17 protein-coding genes and 1 pseudogene are annotated in these 18,986 nt (G+C 73.9%); 8 read left to right on the top strand and 10 right to left on the bottom strand.

Features of this window, described 5'->3' with window-relative positions:
• Positions 1-143 precede the first annotated feature (143 nt).
• Together ACIOWN_RS15925 and ACIOWN_RS15920 are read left to right on the top strand one after the other, a co-directional pair.
• Positions 144-392, top strand: a complete 249-nt coding sequence (locus ACIOWN_RS15925) for a WhiB family transcriptional regulator (RefSeq protein WP_362356373.1) — start codon at positions 144-146, stop codon at positions 390-392.
• Positions 393-535: 143 nt separating this feature from the next.
• Positions 536-799 carry a DUF5133 domain-containing protein gene (locus tag ACIOWN_RS15920; RefSeq protein WP_100571865.1) on the top strand — a complete coding sequence of 88 codons (264 nt, stop codon included), beginning with the start codon at positions 536-538 and terminating at the stop codon, positions 797-799.
• 86 nt (positions 800-885) lie between these two features.
• Here the strand turns inward: ACIOWN_RS15920 and tgmB are convergent, their stop codons facing one another.
• The 3 genes from tgmB to ACIOWN_RS15905 form a co-directional block, all read right to left on the bottom strand.
• Positions 886-1,869, bottom strand: coding sequence for an ATP-grasp ribosomal peptide maturase (gene tgmB, locus ACIOWN_RS15915; RefSeq protein WP_401982494.1), 984 nt, complete (start codon positions 1,867-1,869; stop codon positions 886-888).
• A gap of 14 nt (positions 1,870-1,883) precedes the next feature.
• Positions 1,884-2,075, bottom strand: coding sequence for a putative ATP-grasp-modified RiPP (tgmA, locus tag ACIOWN_RS15910; protein WP_100571863.1), 192 nt, complete (start codon positions 2,073-2,075; stop codon positions 1,884-1,886).
• 121 nt (positions 2,076-2,196) lie between these two features.
• On the bottom strand, positions 2,197-2,529 hold the full coding sequence (locus ACIOWN_RS15905; protein WP_362356371.1) for a YkvA family protein: 333 nt from the start codon (positions 2,527-2,529) through the stop codon (positions 2,197-2,199).
• 227 nt (positions 2,530-2,756) lie between these two features.
• Between ACIOWN_RS15905 and ACIOWN_RS15900 the strand changes: the two genes are divergently transcribed.
• On the top strand, positions 2,757-3,800 hold the full coding sequence (locus tag ACIOWN_RS15900; RefSeq protein WP_401982492.1) for a hypothetical protein: 1,044 nt from the start codon (positions 2,757-2,759) through the stop codon (positions 3,798-3,800).
• A 191-nt stretch (positions 3,801-3,991) separates the two neighbouring features.
• Here ACIOWN_RS15900 and ACIOWN_RS15895 read toward each other — a convergent pair whose 3' ends face one another.
• Entirely contained in the window at positions 3,992-5,236 is a 1,245-nt protein-coding gene (locus ACIOWN_RS15895) for a hypothetical protein (RefSeq protein ID WP_401982490.1), read from the bottom strand.
• 398 nt (positions 5,237-5,634) lie between these two features.
• On the opposite strand from ACIOWN_RS15895, the gene ACIOWN_RS15890 reads away from it, so the two are divergent.
• Complete coding sequence (locus tag ACIOWN_RS15890) at positions 5,635-5,868, top strand: chaplin (RefSeq protein ID WP_362356301.1); 234 nt, start codon at positions 5,635-5,637, stop codon at positions 5,866-5,868.
• Between the two features lie 136 nt (positions 5,869-6,004).
• Here ACIOWN_RS15890 and ACIOWN_RS15885 read toward each other — a convergent pair whose 3' ends face one another.
• Positions 6,005-7,369 (bottom strand): FAD-dependent oxidoreductase, encoded by a 1,365-nt coding sequence (locus ACIOWN_RS15885; RefSeq protein WP_362356299.1) that lies wholly within the window; start codon positions 7,367-7,369, stop codon positions 6,005-6,007.
• A 158-nt stretch (positions 7,370-7,527) separates the two neighbouring features.
• Between ACIOWN_RS15885 and ACIOWN_RS15880 the strand changes: the two genes are divergently transcribed.
• Complete coding sequence (locus ACIOWN_RS15880; protein WP_362356297.1) at positions 7,528-8,451, top strand: DMT family transporter; 924 nt, start codon at positions 7,528-7,530, stop codon at positions 8,449-8,451.
• 7 nt (positions 8,452-8,458) lie between these two features.
• Here the strand turns inward: ACIOWN_RS15880 and ACIOWN_RS15875 are convergent, their stop codons facing one another.
• The 3 genes from ACIOWN_RS15875 to crtI are packed head-to-tail and all read right to left on the bottom strand — an operon-like array spanning position 8,459 to position 12,035.
• Positions 8,459-9,475: a DUF5914 domain-containing protein gene (locus ACIOWN_RS15875; RefSeq protein ID WP_362356295.1), complete on the bottom strand. Its 1,017-nt coding sequence runs from the start codon at positions 9,473-9,475 to the stop codon at positions 8,459-8,461.
• Complete coding sequence (locus tag ACIOWN_RS15870; RefSeq protein WP_362356293.1) at positions 9,472-10,497, bottom strand: phytoene/squalene synthase family protein; 1,026 nt, start codon at positions 10,495-10,497, stop codon at positions 9,472-9,474. The genes ACIOWN_RS15875 and ACIOWN_RS15870 overlap by 4 nt, the downstream gene beginning before the upstream one ends.
• The gene (gene crtI, locus ACIOWN_RS15865; protein WP_362356291.1) at positions 10,494-12,035 is read right to left on the bottom strand and encodes a phytoene desaturase family protein; all 1,542 of its coding nucleotides are present in this window, start codon (positions 12,033-12,035) and stop codon (positions 10,494-10,496) included. Before crtI ends, ACIOWN_RS15870 begins: the two co-directional genes overlap by 4 nt.
• 386 nt (positions 12,036-12,421) lie before the next feature.
• Here crtI and ACIOWN_RS15860 point away from each other — a divergent pair, with 386 nt between their 5' ends.
• Positions 12,422-13,615: a lycopene cyclase family protein gene (locus tag ACIOWN_RS15860; RefSeq protein ID WP_362356290.1), complete on the top strand. Its 1,194-nt coding sequence runs from the start codon at positions 12,422-12,424 to the stop codon at positions 13,613-13,615.
• A gap of 58 nt (positions 13,616-13,673) precedes the next feature.
• On the top strand, positions 13,674-15,332 hold the full coding sequence (locus ACIOWN_RS15855; RefSeq protein WP_362356288.1) for an NAD(P)/FAD-dependent oxidoreductase: 1,659 nt from the start codon (positions 13,674-13,676) through the stop codon (positions 15,330-15,332).
• A 22-nt stretch (positions 15,333-15,354) separates the two neighbouring features.
• Here ACIOWN_RS15855 and ACIOWN_RS15850 read toward each other — a convergent pair whose 3' ends face one another.
• Together ACIOWN_RS15850 and ACIOWN_RS15845 are read right to left on the bottom strand one after the other, a co-directional pair.
• Entirely contained in the window at positions 15,355-16,200 is an 846-nt protein-coding gene (locus tag ACIOWN_RS15850) for a SigB/SigF/SigG family RNA polymerase sigma factor (RefSeq protein ID WP_362356286.1), read from the bottom strand.
• 200 nt (positions 16,201-16,400) lie between these two features.
• Positions 16,401-16,670: pseudogene (locus ACIOWN_RS15845) on the bottom strand (IS200/IS605 family accessory protein TnpB-related protein); the annotation flags it as partial.
• Positions 16,671-16,980: 310 nt separating this feature from the next.
• On the opposite strand from ACIOWN_RS15845, the gene ACIOWN_RS15840 reads away from it, so the two are divergent.
• Positions 16,981-18,519 (top strand): CYTH and CHAD domain-containing protein, encoded by a 1,539-nt coding sequence (locus ACIOWN_RS15840; RefSeq protein WP_362356284.1) that lies wholly within the window; start codon positions 16,981-16,983, stop codon positions 18,517-18,519.
• The last annotated feature ends 467 nt before the right edge of the window (positions 18,520-18,986 follow it).

Genomic DNA, 18,986 nt, shown 5'->3' with positions numbered 1-18,986 from the left:
CAATCGTGGCCATGGGGCCGAAAAGCACCTATATTGCGGATACCTCTGCCGGGTCGTGCGGCGCCCTGCTGCCGCAGACGGGAGCTGCCCGGACATGTCCGGCCGAGTGTTCAGCGGAGGTACCGGTGAGCGTTGTCCGAACGATCGAGAACTGGCGCGAGCGAGGAGCGTGCCGTTTCGAGGACCCCGAGCTGTTCTTCCCGCTCGGGGAGAGCGGTCCGTCCGTGCGTCAGATAGAACAGGCCCGAGCGGTGTGCCACCGGTGCCCCGTGCTGGGCGAGTGCCGGGCCTGGGCCCTGCGCAACAGCGAGTACGACGGCGTCTGGGGTGGCATGACCGCCGGGGAGCGCCGCGCCGCGGTGCGGCGCGGAACGGGGAGCCGCGGCCGGTAGACCGGCGGCGCCCCGGTGGCGAGCGGTGGCCCTGCCGCCGGAAATCGACTGAATTCGGTCAAACATATGTTTGCGGCTGGTCGTCGTGCATGGCACGGCGTGCCGCGGGCATACGGAGCAAAAATCGAAGAGAGGGGCGCTCCGTGCTGGTTCCGGACCCGAAGGTCGTCAGGACGTTGCTGACTCGGTACGCATCGCTGAAGATCGCTCAGGCGGAGAGGGAGCGGGCCGAGACGGCCCGGGAACTGGAGGACGTCAGCTACACCTTGTGCGTCATGATGGGGGCCACCGGCATCCACGAGGCCATCGGCAAGGCGGACGCCCTGCTGCTCGCCCGGGGGCGAGCAGCGGACGCGGGCATGAGCACCGACGTCGAAGAGGACGGCGCCCTGTCCCTGGCGGTCTGAATCCGGCCGTCCAAACCTGGTTGCCCGCAACGTGGTTGACCCCGCGGCAGGCGTGCGAGCGGGCGTTCTCCTGGCACTGCGTGCCGTCAAGGAGCCGCCGTACGCCTGCCGTTGGCGTACTCGTGTGCGCGTGGGCCGGGACGGCCGAGCCACTTGGCGATGGTGCGGGCGATCGGCTGGCCGGTCTCCACCTCGACGAACCCGAACTGGCCGGACTGGTTGCACTCCAGGAACCACCAGGTGCCGTCGGCGTCCTCGGCGAAGTCGAAGGCGCCGTAGGCCAGTTCGGCCTGCCGCAGATAGGTGCGCACCGACGCGGCCACGGGCGGCGGAACCTCGGCCGGCCGCCAGGGCGTCTTGGACCTGGCGAACCGGACGTCCACCTCCTCGGGGTCGGCGTCCGCCGGGGTCGTCTTGCGGGCGGCCAGCAGTGTCTCGCCGACCGCGGTCAGCCGGATGTCGGCGCGCTTGGCGATCCTGCTCTGCAGCAGGGTCGGTCCGTAGGCCACCGCGCCGAAGTCGGCGTCCGGGGCGACCCGGCTGGTCGGCACCGCCCTCGGCGGCTCCTGCGGATGCGCACCGGAGATCGGTTTCACCACCAGGTCCGGGAAACGCTCGGCGAACTCCCGTGCGGCACGCGGGAACGTGGTGATGAGCGTGGCCGGCACCGGCAGGCCGCTGCGCTGGGCGAGGCGCAGCTGCCAGGGCTTGTGCCGGGCACGCTCGGCGGCGTCCGGATGGTTCATCCAGCGGGCTCCGCAGCCGCGCAGCATTCCGTACAGGGCCTGTGCGGCCTCCTCGGACAGCCACGCGGACGGCCGGCCCGCCCGGGCGGCCGGAACTCCCGGTCTGCGCACCCAGACCGAGCGCAGGCGACTCACGCTGACCAGCCGTCCGGCCACCGACAGATGGCCGTCGAAGGAGCCGTGGGCCCACTCGCCCGACAGGGCGGCGCCCGTGGTCAGATCGGCCGGATCCAGCCGGACCACCGGGGTCGAGGAGGCGTTCAGGTGCATGACCACCATGTCCGCCGTCACGTCCTCCTCGCCGGTGAGGATCAGTACGGTCATCTCCGCGGCCGTCTTCAGTCGTCGAAGTGCGTCTTGGAGCCCGCCGTGGAGGTCGTGGTGCCCAGCTCCCTCAGCAGCGCGTGGTCGGATGCGGCGATCCGTCCGTCCATGAGAACGTTCAACTGCAGCCCGGAGTCGTAGGCGTACGGCGTGGTGGCGTCCAGTTCCACTGCCGGACGAGCGTAGTTGAGCGCGAACGGTTGCATCGTCTCTCCCCTGTCGGTGCAGCCGCGACCAAGCGGTGTTGCTGCTTGTGGCGTCGCTTGGCCCGCTGACTTCGTTTCGGGTTCCCGAGACTTATACGAATCGAACGGGTGAATGGTTTCCTTACGGAGCGTAGTTTTTGGCGTCCGGATTCCCTCGGTGCCGGAAAAGTCCGGGTCGGCGGACCGGAGCGGGCAGCCGGTCACCGCCGGCGGCGTGCAGCGAACGCAGGGCCAGGAGCAGCACGCCGATGTCGTCGAGGTACACCGGGTCGGGCAACAGGTCCGTGGGCAGGACGAGATAGACGACCGCACCCCAGAAGACCCAGCGCGGCCCGGTCGGAAGGCCGGCGCGGCGCAGCTCCCGCCGGGTGCGCACCAGACGCCTGAGCAGGACGACGGCCACGGCCAGCACGGCGGCCAGAGCCAGTACGACGACCGTGATGACGGCGGTCATGAGCAGCACCTTCGCGGTGGAGTCCACGGTTGGGGCCCTTCCTGTCGTGCCGCTCGCGGCGCCTTCTCCTGTCGGATGCCCACGTTTCCGCACTTCCATGACCCGACGTCACCCCGGTGCGTCGTCCCGGTGGCGCGCCGGGCGGCGGCTCCCGTGTAATGGCGGGGTAAAGGCGTGTCGCGCTTCGGGGGCGCAGAGGCGGCCGCACCCCTGCCATGGAGCCCAGCATGACCACCCGCTCTTCACCATCCCAGTCGAACCAGGCCGTCATCGACTTCACCGACGAGATCCAGTGGTCCCGGCCGCCCGGCGGCATGGTGGAAGGCGGCGAGGGCGCGGCCGGTGATCCCGTCGGCGGCCTCGTCCGGGCCGCGGTCGACGACCGCCCCCTTGAGGAGGTCCTCCGGCTCGTCACCCTCCTGGAGGGGTCGCCCGAGCACGCCGAGGCCGTGCGGCACGCGCTGCGCGCGGTCGCCCTCGACCGGCCCGTGGAGGACGTCGCCAGTCTGGTCGCGGAGCTGACCCGGCCGCCGCGGCCGGCCGACAGCGCCGACGACACGATTTGCGCCGCGGTCGGCGGCCGGTGCGTGGCGGATGTCACCCGGCTGGTGGCGCTGCTGCACCGACCGCCGCACCTGCCGCACTGCGGCCGGACGGCGATCCGCGCGGCCGCCGCGAGCCGCACGGTCGAGGAACTCGTGGAGCTGATCGGGCGACTGGCCGTGGATCGGCCCGACGAACCGCGCGGAGCACCGCACGACGTGCCGGCTGCCGAGCCGTGCGCGGCTCCGCCGCGGGAGCCGGAGGCCGCGCGGGAGCCGGGGGAGCGGGCCGGGCGGGCCGCCTTCTGGCCCAGCTGGATCGCCGCGGCGGCCCTCGCGGTGTGCGGCGCGGCCTACTTCCCACTGCGCTGGCAGGGCGTTCCCCTGTTCGTCTGCTTCCTGGCCCTCATCGTGTCGGGGCTGTGCGGGCTGCTGGCCCTGCTGCTGGCCCTGCGCGCCGGTGTGGCGGCCCTGGTGGCGGGAGCGGTCGTCCCGGCGGTGCCGGCCGCGGTCGGCTACGTCGAGGGCAGGTTCGCCCCGGCACAGGCCTCCCGAGCCCTGGCGATCACGGTGGCACCACCGCTGAGCGCAGGACTGACCGCGGTGTGCGCGTCGTTGGCCAGTCTGGCCGCGCTCTCGCTGCTGCTGATGGTGCAGGCGGCGGAGCGGCATCCGCCGCCCCGGCCGGCCGGACTGGGCTCCCGGGCCGTCAATCCGCCTGCTCCGTAGGTCAGTTGCCCGGTGCCGGGAAGGGCCCGTTCAAAAGCGGACGCCCAGGGCCCGACGGACGGCGCCGCCCGAGAGGGAGCCGCCCCGCCGCGGCGCGTCCGGGCGGCCTCCCGGACGTGCCGCAGCGCGGATCGAGCGTCCGGACCGCCTCACCCGGCGGGTCCGGGCACCCTTACCGCCGCGAACCGGGTTCAGTCCCCGGTCCGCGGATCCGAGCCTCCGGCCGGCGGGGACGTGCCGGCGTCCCCGCCGGCCGGAGCCGCGCCACCGTCGTCGGACGGGGCCGCACCGGCCTTCGGCCGCCGGTCCTGGGCACTGCCCGGACGCAGCGACAGGGCGGTGCCCTTCAGGCGCCCGAGTCCGCGCGCCAGTTGCTGGAAGGGGGAGCCCGAGGCCGTGCGGGCCTGCTTCCCGGCGGGCAGTACGCCCCCGGTCTCCGCCTCCCGGTACACGGCGAGGGCCTCGTGGGCGCGCTCGGCGGCCTCCTTGTACAGGTCCCGGGACTTGATCATCGCCTCCAGGGCCTCGGAGTACATGGTGACGAGCTCGCGCGCCCGGGTGAGTTCCTCCTCGAAGGTCAGCAGCTGCCAGTCCTCGCGCAGCGCGGTGAGCGCCCGGTCGGCGCCGTCCGGCAGGGGCCTGGGCAGCGCGGCGAAACGGTTGACGGCGCCGAGGAGTTCGGCCGGTTCCGTGCCGTCGAGGAAGACGCTGCGCACCGAGAAGTCGGCCACGTCGTAGCCGGGCGGCGCGGGACTGCCGGGCAGGACCACGGCGCCGCCGCGGGGCATCCGGACGCCGAAGTCGTCCAGCACCCAGTTCACGGCCCGGAACCGGTGCGGCGCGGCCCGGTGCTCCACCACCCGGTGCCGCAGCCCCTCGGGCAGCGCCCGCACCACCGCCGCGCGGCCGCGCTCGTCGGGCGTCATGGCCTCGTGGACGACGACGTGCAGCGCCCAGGTGTCCCGCGCCGCGTGCCGCAGGATCCGCCGGAGGTCCTTGTCGTCTTCCGGGAGGGGGGTGACCTCGCCGAGCCGCAGCCCGGTGACGGCCTCGTACTGCCAGCCGGCGTCGGGTCCCTGCGGCCAGAACATGGCGGCGGGGGAGGGCCACCGTGGATCCCACGGCTGCTCCGCCTCCGCCATCAGCACCCACTCGTACTCCTGTCCGGCCTGTCCCGATCCGGAGCTGGTGAGGGGCGACAGCGTGAGCCGGGCCCGTACGGTCACCTCGCCGGGCACCAGCCAGCGGGCCTCGAAGACCTTCTCGCCGCCGGGGCCGGCGTCCTCCGGTTCGAGGTGGTCGAAGATGACGCCGTCGGCCTTGAGCTGCTTGAGGTGGCGCCGTACGACGTCCTCCGCGGCGGGCCCGGTGTGGCGGCCGCGGGCCGGCCACACCGTGGGCGGTGTCGCGGGACGGGGGGAGGGAGAGTTCGACATGAGCCAATCTGAGAGCGGAGACGGCGTGTGCGTTCAGTATCGCCAAGCCGGATCATGCCCGGTCGCGCGGGGTCCATACGCGCACCGCCGCGGCGGTGGCACCGCCCGCCCACGGCCGTGCGCGGGACGTGGCGGGGTGTTCTCCGTGGTCAGCCCGTCCGCGCGGTGGCCCGCGGACACTCACGACGAGTCCCCGGCGAGCGACGGCACGGCGTTGACGCGGGCGCCGGAGCACCGTGACTTTGTCGGGACCGACCTGATCGCCTTCCTGCGTTCGGAGCAGGCCGCGCCCTGTGAGGCTGACAGTCCTACTGCATTCGGCGGTGAAACGGTGTTCTGCGGGGCCCGGGACCCTCACCGTGGGAACGCCCGTGTTCTTCGAGCGACAGGAGTTCTCCATGAGGATCAGAATGACGGCTGCCGCCGCCCTGGCTGGTGCGGCCCTGATGACGTGCGCGGGAACCGCCGCGGCCGACGCCGGCGCGACCGGTACGGCGAGCAACAGCCCCGGGGTGCTCTCCGGCAACGTCATCCAGGTCCCCCTCGACCTCGGCTTCAACGTGTGCGGCAACTCGCTCAACCTGGTCGGCCTGCTCAACCCCGCCGCCGGGAACGTGTGCGGGAACCGCTAGGCGACCCGGCGGGGCGGTGCGTGCGTCCGCGCGCACCTGTTTCCCGCACAGCGGGACGAGCCGTGCCCCGCGAGGGGTCACGGCTCGTCTCGTGCCGAAATCCGCGCGGGCCCGGAATCCGCGCGGGCCCGCGGGACTATGCGCCGCTCGCCCGGAGCATGTCCTCGCGTTCGACGATCTTCACGCGCTCGCGGCCCTGCGGCTCGCCCAGGGCCTTCTCGGCGGCGTCCAGGCCATGCCAGCCCTCCCAGGTGGTGAAGCGGACCTTCCGCTCGGCGAGGAAGGCGTCGACGGCCTCCGGGGCGGGCGCGGCGGGGGTGTGCATGCGCCCGTTCGCGAAGTCGTCCAGCAGGTTGGCGACCGTCTCGTTGGCGTCGCCCTTGGTGTGGCCGATGAGGCCCACGGGGCCGCGCCGGATCCAGCCGGTGACGTACAGGGACTGCACGTGCTGGCCGGACTCGGCGATGATCCGGCCGCCCTCGTCCGGGACCGTGCCCGACTCCAGGTCCCAGGGCAGCTTGGGCAGCTTGTCGGAGAGGTAGCCCACGGCGCGGTAGACGGCCGTGACGTCCCAGTCCTTGAAGGTGCCGGTGCCCTTGACGTTGCCGGTGCCGTCGAGTTCCGTGCGCTCGGTGCGCAGGCCGACGACCCGGCCGTCCTCGCCGAGGATCTCGGACGGGGACTCGAAGAAGTGCAGGAACAGCTTGTGCGGCCGGTCGCCGACGTCGCGGATCGCCCAGTTCTCCAGCGTCTTGGCGACCATGTCGGCCTGCTTGTTGCCGCGCCGGGTCGCGATGGAGCCCTCGTCGTAGTCGATGTCCTCGGGATCGACGACGACCTCGATCGTGGGGGAGTGGTCCAGCTCCCGCAGCTCCATCGGGCTGAACTTGGCCTGTGCGGGGCCCCGGCGGCCGAACACGTGGATCTCCACGGCCTCGTTGGCCTTCAGGCCCTCGTGCACGTTCGGCGGGATCTCGGTCGGCAGCAGCTCGTCGGCAGTCTTGGCCAGGATGCGGGCCACGTCCAGGGCGACGTTGCCGACCCCGAGCACGGCGACCTTCCGCGCCGTCAGCGGCCAGGTGCGCGGCACGTCCGGGTGCCCGTCGTACCAGGAGACGAAGTCGGCCGCGCCGTACGAGCCGTCCAGCTCGATACCGGGTATGGGCAGCGCCCGGTCGGCCGTCGCGCCGGTCGAGAAGATCACGGCGTCGTAGAAGGCGCGCAGATCGTCCAGGCTGATGTCGCCCGGGTAGTCGACGTTGCCGAAGAGCCGGATCTGCGGCTTGTCGAGCACCTGATGGAGGGCCGTGACGATGCCCTTGATGCGGGGGTGGTCGGGTGCGACCCCGTAGCGGATCAGGCCGAACGGGGCCGGCATGCGCTCGAAGAGGTCGATGGACACGCCCGGCTCGGTGGCCACGTCGGACTTGAGGAGGGCATCGGCGGCGTAGATCCCGGCGGGGCCGGCTCCGACGATGGCTACCCGCAGGGGGCGGGGCATGATCAGGTTCCCTTCGAGCGAGGATGTTCGACTCGTCGGCAACCCTAAACTAAGGCAAACCTAACTTGGTACGCGGGTCCCGTCTATGGGCTCATAAGCCCGATGTATGGCCTGTCCGACCGCAGGACGGCACGGCGCCGGTCGGGCATGGTGGACGTGTGATCGGGTTGGCCGCGTGCTTCGCCGTGATGGGGGCCGCCAGCAACGCCATGGGCACGGCCTTCCAGCGCAAGGCGGCCTCCACGGTCGCGCGCGGCGGCGGCCTGCGCCTGCTGCTCGCCCTGGCGCGCCGCCCCGCCTGGCTGGCGGGCATCGGCGGGGTGATGGGAGCGGCTCTGTTCCAGGCTCTCGCCCTGGTGAACGGGCCGATGGCGCTCGTGCAGCCCCTGTTCATCCTGGAACTGCCGTTCGCCCTGCTCATCGCCGCGCCCCTGATGCACCGGGGGCTGCCGCGGGCGGGCTGGTGGGGCGTGGCGGGCACGGTCGGCGGGCTCACGCTGGTCCTGGTATCGGCCGCACCCTCCGGGGCCCGGGACCAGGCGTCCATGACGGGGTGGATCCCGGCCCTGGCGGTCTGCCTCGGGGCGATGGGCACGGCGGTGGTCCTCGCCCGGCCAGGACGTCCCGCCCTGTTCCGTGCCGCCGTGCTGGCCGCGGCCGCCGCCATCGGCAACGCCCTGACCGCCGCCCTGCTGAAGTCGGCGGCCGGCACCCTTGACGCCTCCGGCTTCGCGGCCTTCCTCACCACCTGGCAGACGTACGGGTTCGCGCTCACCGGGGTCGGCGCCCTGTTGCTGCTGGAGAACGCCCTCCAGGCCGGCTCCCTGGCCGCCTCCCAGCCGGCGCTGACGATCGGCGACGCGACGGTGAGCCTCCTGCTGGGCGTCATGCTCTTCGACGAACAGATCCGCACGGGCTGGTGGCTGCTCCCCGAACTGATCGGCGCCGGGGCGATCCTGTGGGGCGTCCTGCGCCTCATCCACGTGGTCCCGCACGCCCAGCAGACCCTCCTGGGCGACGGCCGCCGGGCCGCCCCGGCCGCCGACCGGCCGGCCCCACCCGGGCACGCGGCCGGGTCCTAGGGAGCCGTCAGCCCGGGAATCGGTTCGTGGAGCGCAGGCTCCAGCGGCGTTCCGCGTAGGCGAGGTCGTCGCGCCACAGGCGTCCTGCGGCCGCGCGGATCAGCGGTCGCAGCAGCGGTGCCGCGCGGCGGGCCGCGGCGAAGCCCGGGCGGTCGGAGGTGGCGATCACCGCCTCCACCACGGCGGTACGCGGCCGGCCCCACGAGTCGGGGCCGAGCGGCGTGGCGTGTGTCTCCACCACCGAGCCCCGCCCCTCGCCCTCGGTGATGCGCATGACCACCGTGCGCGGCTCGGGGGCGGTGAACTCCGCCCGTACGGGCACGACCAGGCGCCCCGCCACCTTGAAGGACACGTCCACGGTGAAACCGTCGTCGCCCTCCGTCCCGTCACGGCGCGCGGCCCCGCCCCCCGGCGCGACCACCCTGAGGTCCACGAACGAGTACGGGTGGAACCAGGCCCCGTGCCAGGGGTCCAGCCGGTTGGCGACCACGTCCTCGGGCTCGCAGGCGCCCACGCCCACGTAGACGGCCGACAGCGCGGCGGAACCGGCGGGCCGCCGGGGAACGAACGGCGCGGCCGTGGCCGGCTCACCGCCGGCGTCGTCCAGGCGCACCCAGACCAGCACCCCGTCGTCGTACACCGGCAGCGGCTCCCAGCCGGCGAACGGTGTCCCGTCCAGGGCGAGTCCGTGCCAGTGACAGATCAGCGTGCCGCACCGGACCGCGCTGTCCGCCAGCGGTGCCCCCAGGTGCGGGCAGATTCCGGGACCGGCCACCAGCCGGCCCCCCGCGCCGCGCCAGACGACGACCTCCCGGCCTCCGACGGTCCCGGCGAGGGGGCGCTCGCCGCGCACGTCACGGACGGCCCCGACGACGTACCAGTTGCCCGACGGGCGGGCCTGCGCCCGCTTCAGCGCCTGCGCGATGACGGCGGGGCGTGCGTCCATCCAGGTCGGGCGCTGGTCCTGCCAGGGAACGGGACGCCGCCGCACCCGCAGGAGGCGGCCGGAAGGCCGGGACCTCACACGACCTCCTGCTGTAGCGGTGCGGAAGGCGCGGACGGTGTGGTGAGGGGTTCGGAAAGGGGCCGTTCCGTACGGACGGGGCCGCGGCGTCGCTCGGCGAGGCGGGCCGCGGCCACACGGACGAGGCCGTCCGCGGCGACCACCGCACGGCGCCTCCGCGCCACCACGGCCCGCCGCTGCACCGTGCTGTACCCGGCGTCGGCGACCGCGTCGAGAATGCCCGCGTACAGCACGAACGCGGTCCGGATGCAGGGCCGGGACACCGGGTCGAGCATGGCGATGCCCGGCGCGGCCCGGCGGTACACCCGCCGGGTGAGGTCCTCGAAGGCGCGCAGCGCCGCCACGATGCGCCGGTCGGCGCGGCCCCGGTCCCGGCTCCAGCGCAGCAGCTCCCGGTCGACCCCGTGGGCTGCCAGCAGGTCGGCGGGCAGGTAGACCCGGTCGCGGTCCAGGTCCTCGCCCACGTCCCGCAGGAAGTTGGTGAGCTGGAAGGCGACGCCGAGCGCGGCGGCGTGCGGGGCCGCCTCCTCGCGCGGCACCACCGTCCCGAGCACTGGCAGCATCTGCAGCCCGATCACCGCGGCCGAGCCGTGCATGTAGGCGTGCAGGTCGGCGTAGGTCGCGTAGTCCGTGACCTCCAGATCGCTGCGCATCGAGGCCATGAAGTCGGTGAAGTGGCGGTGGTCGATCCGGTACCGGCGCGCGGTGTCGGCCACGGCCCGCACCGTCGGCTCGCCGCTGCGGCCCTCGCGCAGAGCCAACTCCAGTTCCTCCTGGAGCCGGGCGAGCACCGCGGCCCGCGAACTCGCGCTCACCGCCGGGTCGAGCGAGTCGACGATGTCGTCCGCCCACCGTGCGAAACCGTACAGGGCGTGCACCGCCGGCCGCCGCTCGGCGGTCAGGAGCCGGGTGGCGAGGAAGTACGTCCTGCCGTGACGGGCGTTCAGCCGACGGCACAGTGTGTACGCGTGACGCAGCGCCGGATCGGTGATGCCCGCCGCGTCCAGCTCGCGTCCGGTCATGAGCGCGTTCCACGGGTCGCCGTGCGCGCGTGTCCGCGCGTCCCCGGCCGGGCCGCCGCCCCTCCGGTGACACGGGCCGCCGCCAGCTTGCCGGACAGCAGGACGGTCGGCACGCCGACGCCGGGCGTGGTGCCGCACCCGGCCAGCACCGCGTTCTCCGTGCCGCGCACCAGGTTGCGGGGCCGGAAGGGACCGGTCTGCGCGAAGGTGTGGGCGGCGGAGAAAGGCGTGCCCGCGGCATGGCCCAGAGCCTGCCAGTCGGCGGGGGTGACCAGGCACTGCCGCTCGATCGCGGACCCGATGCCCGCGAGGCCCCTGCGTTCCAGCTCGGTGAGCAGTGCGTCACGGTAGCGCGGCGCGAGGTCGCTCCACTGCGCGGCGGAGGGCCCCAGGGCCGTGTTGGGGCAGGGCGCCAGGACGTAGTGGAGATGGCGGCCCGGCGGGGCCAGCCCGGGATCGGTGGCCGTGGGGCGGGTGATCAGCAGGGAGGGGTCGCTCATGAGCTCTCCGGTCCGGGTCAGTTCGTGGAAGGTGCGCCGCCACGCCCGCCCGAACGACAGGGTGTGGTGCGCCAGTTGGGGCCAGGTGCGATCGCATCCGGCGTGCAGGACCACCGCGGACGGCGCATGCGTCACCGGCACCGGGCGACGCGGCGTGCGCCCGAGCAGGCGGTAGGCGGCCGGCAGGTCCGGCGTGAGGACGACGGCGTCGCACGGGATGCGCTCGTCGGCCGTCACGACCGCGGTGATCCGGTCGCCGGACCGTTCCAGCCGGGTGACCGCCCGGCCGAACCGCAGGTCGGCGCCCGCGTGGGCGGCGGCGTCCGCCATGGCCCGAGGCAGCGCGTGCATGCCGCCGCGCGGGAAGTACACCCCGGCGACGGTGTCCATGTAGGCGATCACCGCGTACGCGGCGAGGGCCCGGTGCGGTGCGACCCCCGCGTACAGCGACTGGAAGGAGAAGACCCGTCGCAGCCGTTCGTCCCGCAGGTACCGGCCGATGCGCGCGTCGAGCCGCCCGAAGCCGCCCAGGGCGGCCAGCCGGACCAGATCGGCGTTGACCAGTTGCAGCGGCGAGTCGAAGTTGGCGTCGATGAACCGGCGCCGCTGCACCCGGTGGAGCTGTTCGAGCCAGCGGCGCAGCCGCCGGTACCCCGCCGCCTCCGCGCCGCCCGCGAAGCGCTCCACCTCCGCCTCCATCGCGGCCGCCTCGGTGTGCACGTCGAGCACGGCGCCGTCGGCGAACCTCGCCCGGTACGCCGGATGCAGCGGCATCAGTTCCACCCGGTCGCCGAGCCGCTCGCCGACCGCGGCGAACGCCTCCTCGGCGATGTCGGGCATGGTCAGCACGGTCGGGCCGGTGTCGATGAGGTAGCCGCCCCGCACCAGCCGGCCGGCCCGCCCGCCGGGCAGCGGGTCCCGTTCGACGACGGTGACCCGGCGGCCCGCGCCCAGCAGATGCAGTGCGGCCGACAGCCCGGACAGCCCGGCACCGACGACCACCACGTGATCGGTGCGCCCGGTGAGGGTCCTGGTCATCGGCCGCTCACCCCGCGCCCGTCGCCGCCGCCGGCCCCGGGAGGGGCCGTACGACCCGACGGGGCACCGGTGGCGGTTCTCCCGCTCGGTGTCCCTTCGTCCGAGTGGAGCGCATGACTCGTCCGAGTGGAGCGCATGATCCATTCCTCTCGCGTGGCCGAAGCACGGTTCGGCGAAGCACGGTTCGTCTGAGTCATTCCTCGGCGGCGGCGTCGCCGGATGCGCCGAACGGGGGGCAGGTCGCCGGGGAACCACCCCACCGGGCCCGCCGGGCCCGCCGCGCCCGCCGACACGCCGCGCGCGCTGCGTCCGGACGCCCGCAACAGCCGGAATGCTTCGGGTGACGCCCGAGTCCGTACGGGCGCGGCGGGAAGGAGCCCTGAACCGTGCTGGAGACGGACGTCGCCATCGTCGGAGCGGGAGCCGCGGGCCTGTCCCTGGCCCACTGGCTGGCCCGGCGCCCCGCCGGGACACGCCCCGTGACCGTCGTCCTCCTGGAGGCGCCGCCGGGCCCGCTGCGCCCGCCCCACCGCACCTGGTGCTACTGGGAGACCGAGGACGGCCCGTACGACGCGGCCCTCACCACGTCCTGGCGGCGGCTGCGCGTCCACGGAGCCGACGGGCACGCCACCGAACGGGACATCGCCCCACTGCGCTACAAGATGCTCCGGTCGGACGACTTCGAGACGTTCGTCGCCCACGGGACGGCCGCCGGCCCGGACACGCGGTGGCTGACGGCCGCGGTCGAGACCGTCGAGCCGGCTCACGGCGGCGCCGAGGTGCGCGCCCGTACCGCCGACGGGCGACCGGTGGCCGTGCGGGCGCGCTGGGTGTTCGACTCGCGTCCCCCGGACAGCCTCCCGGCGGCCCGGACCACGCTGCTCCAGCACTTCCACGGCTGGTTCGTGCGCCACGACCGGCCGGTCTTCGACCCGGACGCCGTGGAGTTCATGGACTTCCGCACACCACAGCCGGCGCACGGGCTGTCGTTCGGGTACGTCCTGCCCACCGGGCGGCGGCACGCGCTCGTCGAGTACACCGAGTTCTCCGGCCGGGTCCTGCCACGCGAGGCGTACGAGGCCGCGCTGCGCCGCTACACGGGGAACGTGCTGCGGCTCGGCCGCTTCGAGGTCACCGGCACCGAATCAGGGGTGATCCCCATGACGGACGCCGTGTTCGCCCGGCAGAGCGGGCCGTCGGTCTTCCGCATCGGCGCGGCCTCCGGGGCGACCCGCCCGTCGACCGGGTTCACGTTCGCCGCGGTGCAGCGCCAGACGCGCTCCGTGGCCGCCGCGCTGCACGCGGGACGCCATCCCCTGCCGCCGCCCGCGCACCGGGCCCGCTCACGGGTCATGGACGCCGTCCTGCTGCACGCCCTCGACAGTGGCCGCGTCGACGGGGCGGCCTTCTTCGCAGAGCTGTTCCGGCGGGTTCCGGCACGGCGGCTGCTGCGCTTCCTCGACGGCCGGACCGGGCTCCACGAGGACCTGGCGATCGGCCTGCGCACCCCCGTCCTGCCCATGCTGCGCTCCGCACTCGAACTGCCCCGCCTGCCCCGTCGGCCCTTCCCCGACTCCTGACCGCCTTGGCCGTGCCCGACACCTCCCCGCGCCGCACCCCACGACCCACGGAGACCGCATGCCCGCGCCGCACGACCCAGCCCCGAGCACCGCGATCGACGACCCCGGCGGTTGCGGCCCGCGCGCCGCGGCAGCTGTCCCCGGCGGCCGCGCACCGGCCTCGCCGCGGAGGCGGACGGTCCGTGCCCGCCGTGGCCGGGACCGGCGCGCCCGGGTACTGCTGCCGGCCCCGGGCGCACCGCGGATCACCGGGCCGGCCCCCGCGACGGCCGTCGTCGGGGGCGGTGTCGCCGGGCTGGCCGCGGCTACCGCGCTGGCGGAGCGCGGAGTGCGGGTCACCCTGTACGAGCGCGAACCGGTCCTCGGCGGACGCCTCGCGGGGTGGTCCACCACGCTGCGGGACGGTACGACCGTGACGATGGGCAGGGGATTCCACGCCTTCTTCCGCCAGTACTACAACCTGCGCGGGCTGCTGCGCCGGACCGATCCGGGCCTGGAACGGCTGAACGGCCTGCCGGACTACCCCCTGTGGCACCGGTCCGGGATGCGCGACGGCTTCCGGCACGTGCTGCGGACCCCGCCCTGGAGCGCCCTCGGCTTCGCGGCCCTGAGCCCGTCCTTCCCGCCGCGCGAGCTGACCCGGATGCGCCCGGCCGCCGCGCTGCCGCTGCTCGACGTGCGCGTACCCGACGTGTACGACCGCCTCGACCACGTCAGCGCCCACGACCTCCTGGAGTCGATCCGCTTCCCCGAGGCCGCGCGTCACCTCGCCTTCGAGGTCTTCTCCCGGAGCTTCTTCGCCGACCCGCGAAAGCTGTCGGCCGCCGAGATGGTGCTCATGTTCCACATCTACTTCCTGGGCTCCGCGGAGGGACTCCTCTTCGACGTCCCGGCCGAGCCGTTCCCGGCCGCCCTGTGGGACCCCCTGGCCCGCTACCTGCGGCTGCACGGTGCCGATCTGCGCACGTCGGCACCCGTGCACAGCGTCGTACCGGCTCCGCACGGCGGATTCACCGTGACCCTGCCGGACGGGCCGCGCCACCACGACGCCGTGGTGCTGGCCCTCGACGTCGCGGGGCTGCGACGCCTGGTGGCGGACTCCGCGCGGCTCGGCGACCCCGCGTGGCGCGCGGGAATCGGCCGCCTGAGCACCGCGCCGCCCTTCCTGGTCTCCCGCCTCTGGCTGGACCGCCCGGTGGCCCGCGACCGTCCGGGCTTCCTGGGCACGAGCGGATACGGCACGCTCGACAACGTCAGTGTGCTGGAGCGCTGGGAGGGCGAGGCCGCCCGCTGGGCCGCGCGGACCGGCGGATCCGTGGTCGAACTGCACGCCTACGCCCTGCCCGAGGACGCCGACCCGCACGCCCAACGGGACTGTCTCGTACGGCAGTTGCACCAGGTGTACCCCGAGACGCGGGCCGCGCGCGTCGTGGACGAACGGCACGAGTGGCGGGCGGACTGCCCGCTGTTCCCGGTGGGCGGATACCGTGACCGGCCCACCGTGCGCACGGCCGACCCCTACCTGGTGCTCGCCGGTGACACGGTCCGTACGGATCTGCCGGTCGCGCTCATGGAACGGGCCGCCACCAGCGGCTTCCTGGCCGCCAACGTCCTGCTGGAGCGCTGGGGAGTGCGCGGGCAGACGCTGTGGACGGTCCCGGACCAGGGGCGCAGCCGCGTGCTGCGCGGGCTCGCCCGGCTGGCGCACAGGATGTGAAGGACCCCGAACGGGGCGCTGCTCAGCGGGTGCTCAGCAGCCCCTGCCGCAGCCGCCCCAGCAGCCGGTTGAGCAGGCGGGAGACATGCATCTGGGAGATGCCCAGACGCTCCCCGATCTGTGCCTGGGTGAGTTCCTCGACGAACCGCATGTGGATGATCAGCCGGTCCCGCTCGTCGAGTTCGGCGAGCAGCGGAGCCAGGCTGTGGAGGTCCTCCACGAGCTCCATGCCGGTGTCCTCGGCGCCGATGAAGTCGGCGAGGACGTTCTCGCCCTCCTCGCTGCCGCTGACGGCGGCGTCCAGGGAGGCGGAGGTGTAGCCGTTGGACGCCACCATCGCGTCGACGACCTCCGGCTCGGGCAGGTTCATCAGTTCCGCGAGCTCCGTGGTCGTGGGCTTGCGGCCCAGCCGGCTGCCGAGCTCCTCGGTGGCCTTGGCCAGCTCGACGCGGGCCTCCTGCAACCGGCGCGGGACGTGCACGGCCCAGGAGGTGTCGCGGAAGAAGCGCTTGATCTCACCGACGATGTACGGCACGGCGAAGGACGTGAACTCCACCTCGCGGGCCAGCTCGAACCGGTCGATCGCCTTGATCAGACCGATCATGCCGACCTGGACGATGTCCTCCATCTCCTGCGGGCCCCGGCTGCGGAAGCGGCCGGCCGCGTAGCGGACCAGGGACATGTTCATCTCGATCAGCGTGTTGCGCGCGTACTGGTGCTCGGGCGTGCCCTCCTCCAGCGTCGTCAGCCGTTCGAAGAACAGCCGTGACAGGGCCCGCGCGTCGGTGGGCGCGACCTTTGAGGGGTCGGCCACCTCCGGCAGCTCCGTACGAGCCCGAGTCGCCTTCGCCTCTGTGGTCACCGCCATCGTGCGGCCCTCCCTCTCAGCCGGAACACCTTCGGTACGCGTCCGTCTTGTTGATCAAGGCGGACCTCGCAGCGTCTACCCCGGTACGCAAACCTCACACTCAATATTTCCCCTTCTCGCGCCGACGCGCCCGTCGGGCCGGGGCGGGAGGGCGGGGCGAAGGGCGCCGGACCGGCTCCTTGCGAGTGGTCAGCCGACCTGTGCGTGGCCTTGGTGATGCTGCCCGCCCACCGCGAGGACGACTGGCCGGTCAACGCCCGCTTCCGCCACGCCCACTGCTCACCGTCGTGCTCCAGCCCCGCCGCACAGCGGGCCTTCAGATCGCCGGAGGCCAGCGCGCCGAGCAGAGCGCCGACCTGGCGCAGCACCGCCTCGTCCTGCCCGGTCAGACCCTTGAGACTGCCCCGGATGGCCACCCCGGACGGGCCGGGCACCACGAACGACGCCGCCACCTCACGCAGCCCACCCACACCCTCACCCCCGCCCGAGACCGCAACCGTCACCGCACCCAACGAGCAGCCCCGGTCAACGGTCACGCATTCGAAACCAGAACTCCCGGTCGCCGCCCCCGGCCGCGCGCCTTCACGCACACCACCCTCACTCATACACACCAGAACACGTCCAACCACTGTCAAACGGCAGCAGTTCAAACCCCTGCCCGGCACATGCCATACGCGTCACGCCGTTCGCCGCCCCGAACCGGCGGGACGGGAGGACTCTCGTACGTCTCCCGGGGCGGGCCACGGGTTTGATCCCGCGGATCGCGTCAACGGGCACTGTATGGCCCAGTCGAAGCGCGTGACAGAACACACCTACGCGGCGCCCGTCGCGGACGACGCGTCCTGGCTGCCCGATCTCACCCCGGTGGATCCGGGCGCCCACCTCGTCGACGGCGGTGTGCGGGACCTCGACGCCGTCTACTACGACACCGACGACCTGCGCCTGACCCGCACCCGGGCGACGCTGCGCCGCAGCACCGGCGACACGGACGCCGGCTGGCACCTCGAACTGCCACTGCCCGGCGACACCCATGAGGACGTGGAGGTCCCCCTGTCCGACGAGGTTCCGGACGAACTGCGCGACCTGACCCTGTCCCGGACCCGCGGGGACCCGTTGCGGCCGGTGGCCCGCATCCGCACGACCCGGTCCGTGCGCCACCTGCTGAGCGGAGCCGGCGCCGTCGTGGCCGAGCTGAATCTCGACACGGTACGGGCGCAGTCCCTGCTCGGACAGGGCGAAAACACCCTGTGGACGGAACTGGACGTCGAACTCGCCGAGGACGGCGACCGCGTACTCCGGGACGCCGTCGAGAAGGCGCTGCGCGACAAGGGCGCCGGCCGGACCGGGGCCCGGTCCGAGGTGGCCCGGGCCCTGACCGGTACGGGCTCGCCCCCGGACCTCTCCCCGGATCCGCGGCCGGACCCCGCGCCGGGTTCGACCGGCGAACACGTCCTCGCGTACGTGCGCGGCCTGGTCACGGCCCTGACCGACCTGGATCCGGCGGTACGGCGGGGCAGGCCCGACGCGGTGCACCGGATGCGGGTCGCCTGCCGCCGGCTGCGCGGCTGCCTGCGCACCTGGCGTTCCGTCCTGGACCGCTCGGTCACCGACCCCGTCCGCGCTGACCTGAGGTGGCTGGGCGGCGAGCTGGGGGCGGAACGCGATCACGAGGTGCTCGCCGAGCGGCTCACCGCGGCCGTGGGGGAACTGCCCGGCGAACTGGTCCTCGGCCCGGTCACCGCGCGACTGCGCGCGTGGGACGTGTCACGTCGGGCGCAGACACGCCGCCGCACTCTCGAAGCGCTGGCCTCGCCCCGCTACCGGGCCCTGCTCGACTCGCTGCACGGGCTGGTCGCCGAACCGCCGCTGCGAGCGAAGGCCGCCGCGGGCAAACCCCGCAAGGTCATGGCCAAGGCCCTGCGGAAGGAGGACGGCCAGCTGCACCGCCGTATGGAACGCGCGCTCAGCCTGCCACCCGGCGCCGAACGCGACGCGGCGATCCACCACGCCCGCAAGGCGGCCAAACGGGTCCGCTACGCCGCCGAGGCGGCCCGCCCGGCACTGGGCAAGGCCGCTGGGCGCCTGCGCCGACGGGCCAAGACCGTGCAGAAGGCCGGGGGCGACCATCACGACGCGGTGGTGGCCAGGGACGCCCTGCGCCGTCTGGCCGTCGCGGCCCACGCGGCCGGCGAGCCCGGCTTCACCTGGGGCGTGCTGCACGGCCAGGAACGGGCGGCGGCGGGGGTGCGCGAACAGGAACTGTCGCGGATGTGGGGCCACCGCTCGCAACCGGACCCGCACCGCAAACGCGGCGGCTGACCCACCTTCGCCGCGCGCGGCGGGGCGGCTGACCCACCTCGCCGCGCGTCGGTGGCGGGGTGGTGCGGGAGCGTGTCGACGGTGAGTGGCCGGGAACACGACCGCGGCACGCGCAAGCCGCCCGCCGGACGGCGGCACGCGCGGATGTCGCCCTCCCGGGCGGGTGCCCGTGTGGTTGTTGATCGCCGGTCGCGGGCGGGCGCGGATGTGGCCCGCTGGGTGGGTGCGCGTGTGGTTGCTGATCGTCGGTCTCGGGCACGCGCGGTTCTCGCCCGCCGGGTGGGTGCGTGTGTGGATGTCGCTCGCCGGTCGCGGGCGGGCGCGGTTGTCGTTCGCTGGGCGGGTACGCGTGTGGATACCGTCCGCCGGTCGCGGGCGGGCGCGGATGTGTCGCGCCGTGCGGGGGACGCGTGTGCGATTCGACCGTCGGTCTCGGGTGGGCGTGGACATGGTTGGCCGGGCCGGGG

It is taken from the genome of Streptomyces sp. NPDC087787 (assembly GCF_044743035.1).
Lineage (GTDB): Bacteria > Actinomycetota > Actinomycetes > Streptomycetales > Streptomycetaceae > Streptomyces.
The sequence above is the reverse complement of the archived record's forward strand: the minus strand, read 5'-3'. Positions and strand labels throughout refer to the sequence as shown.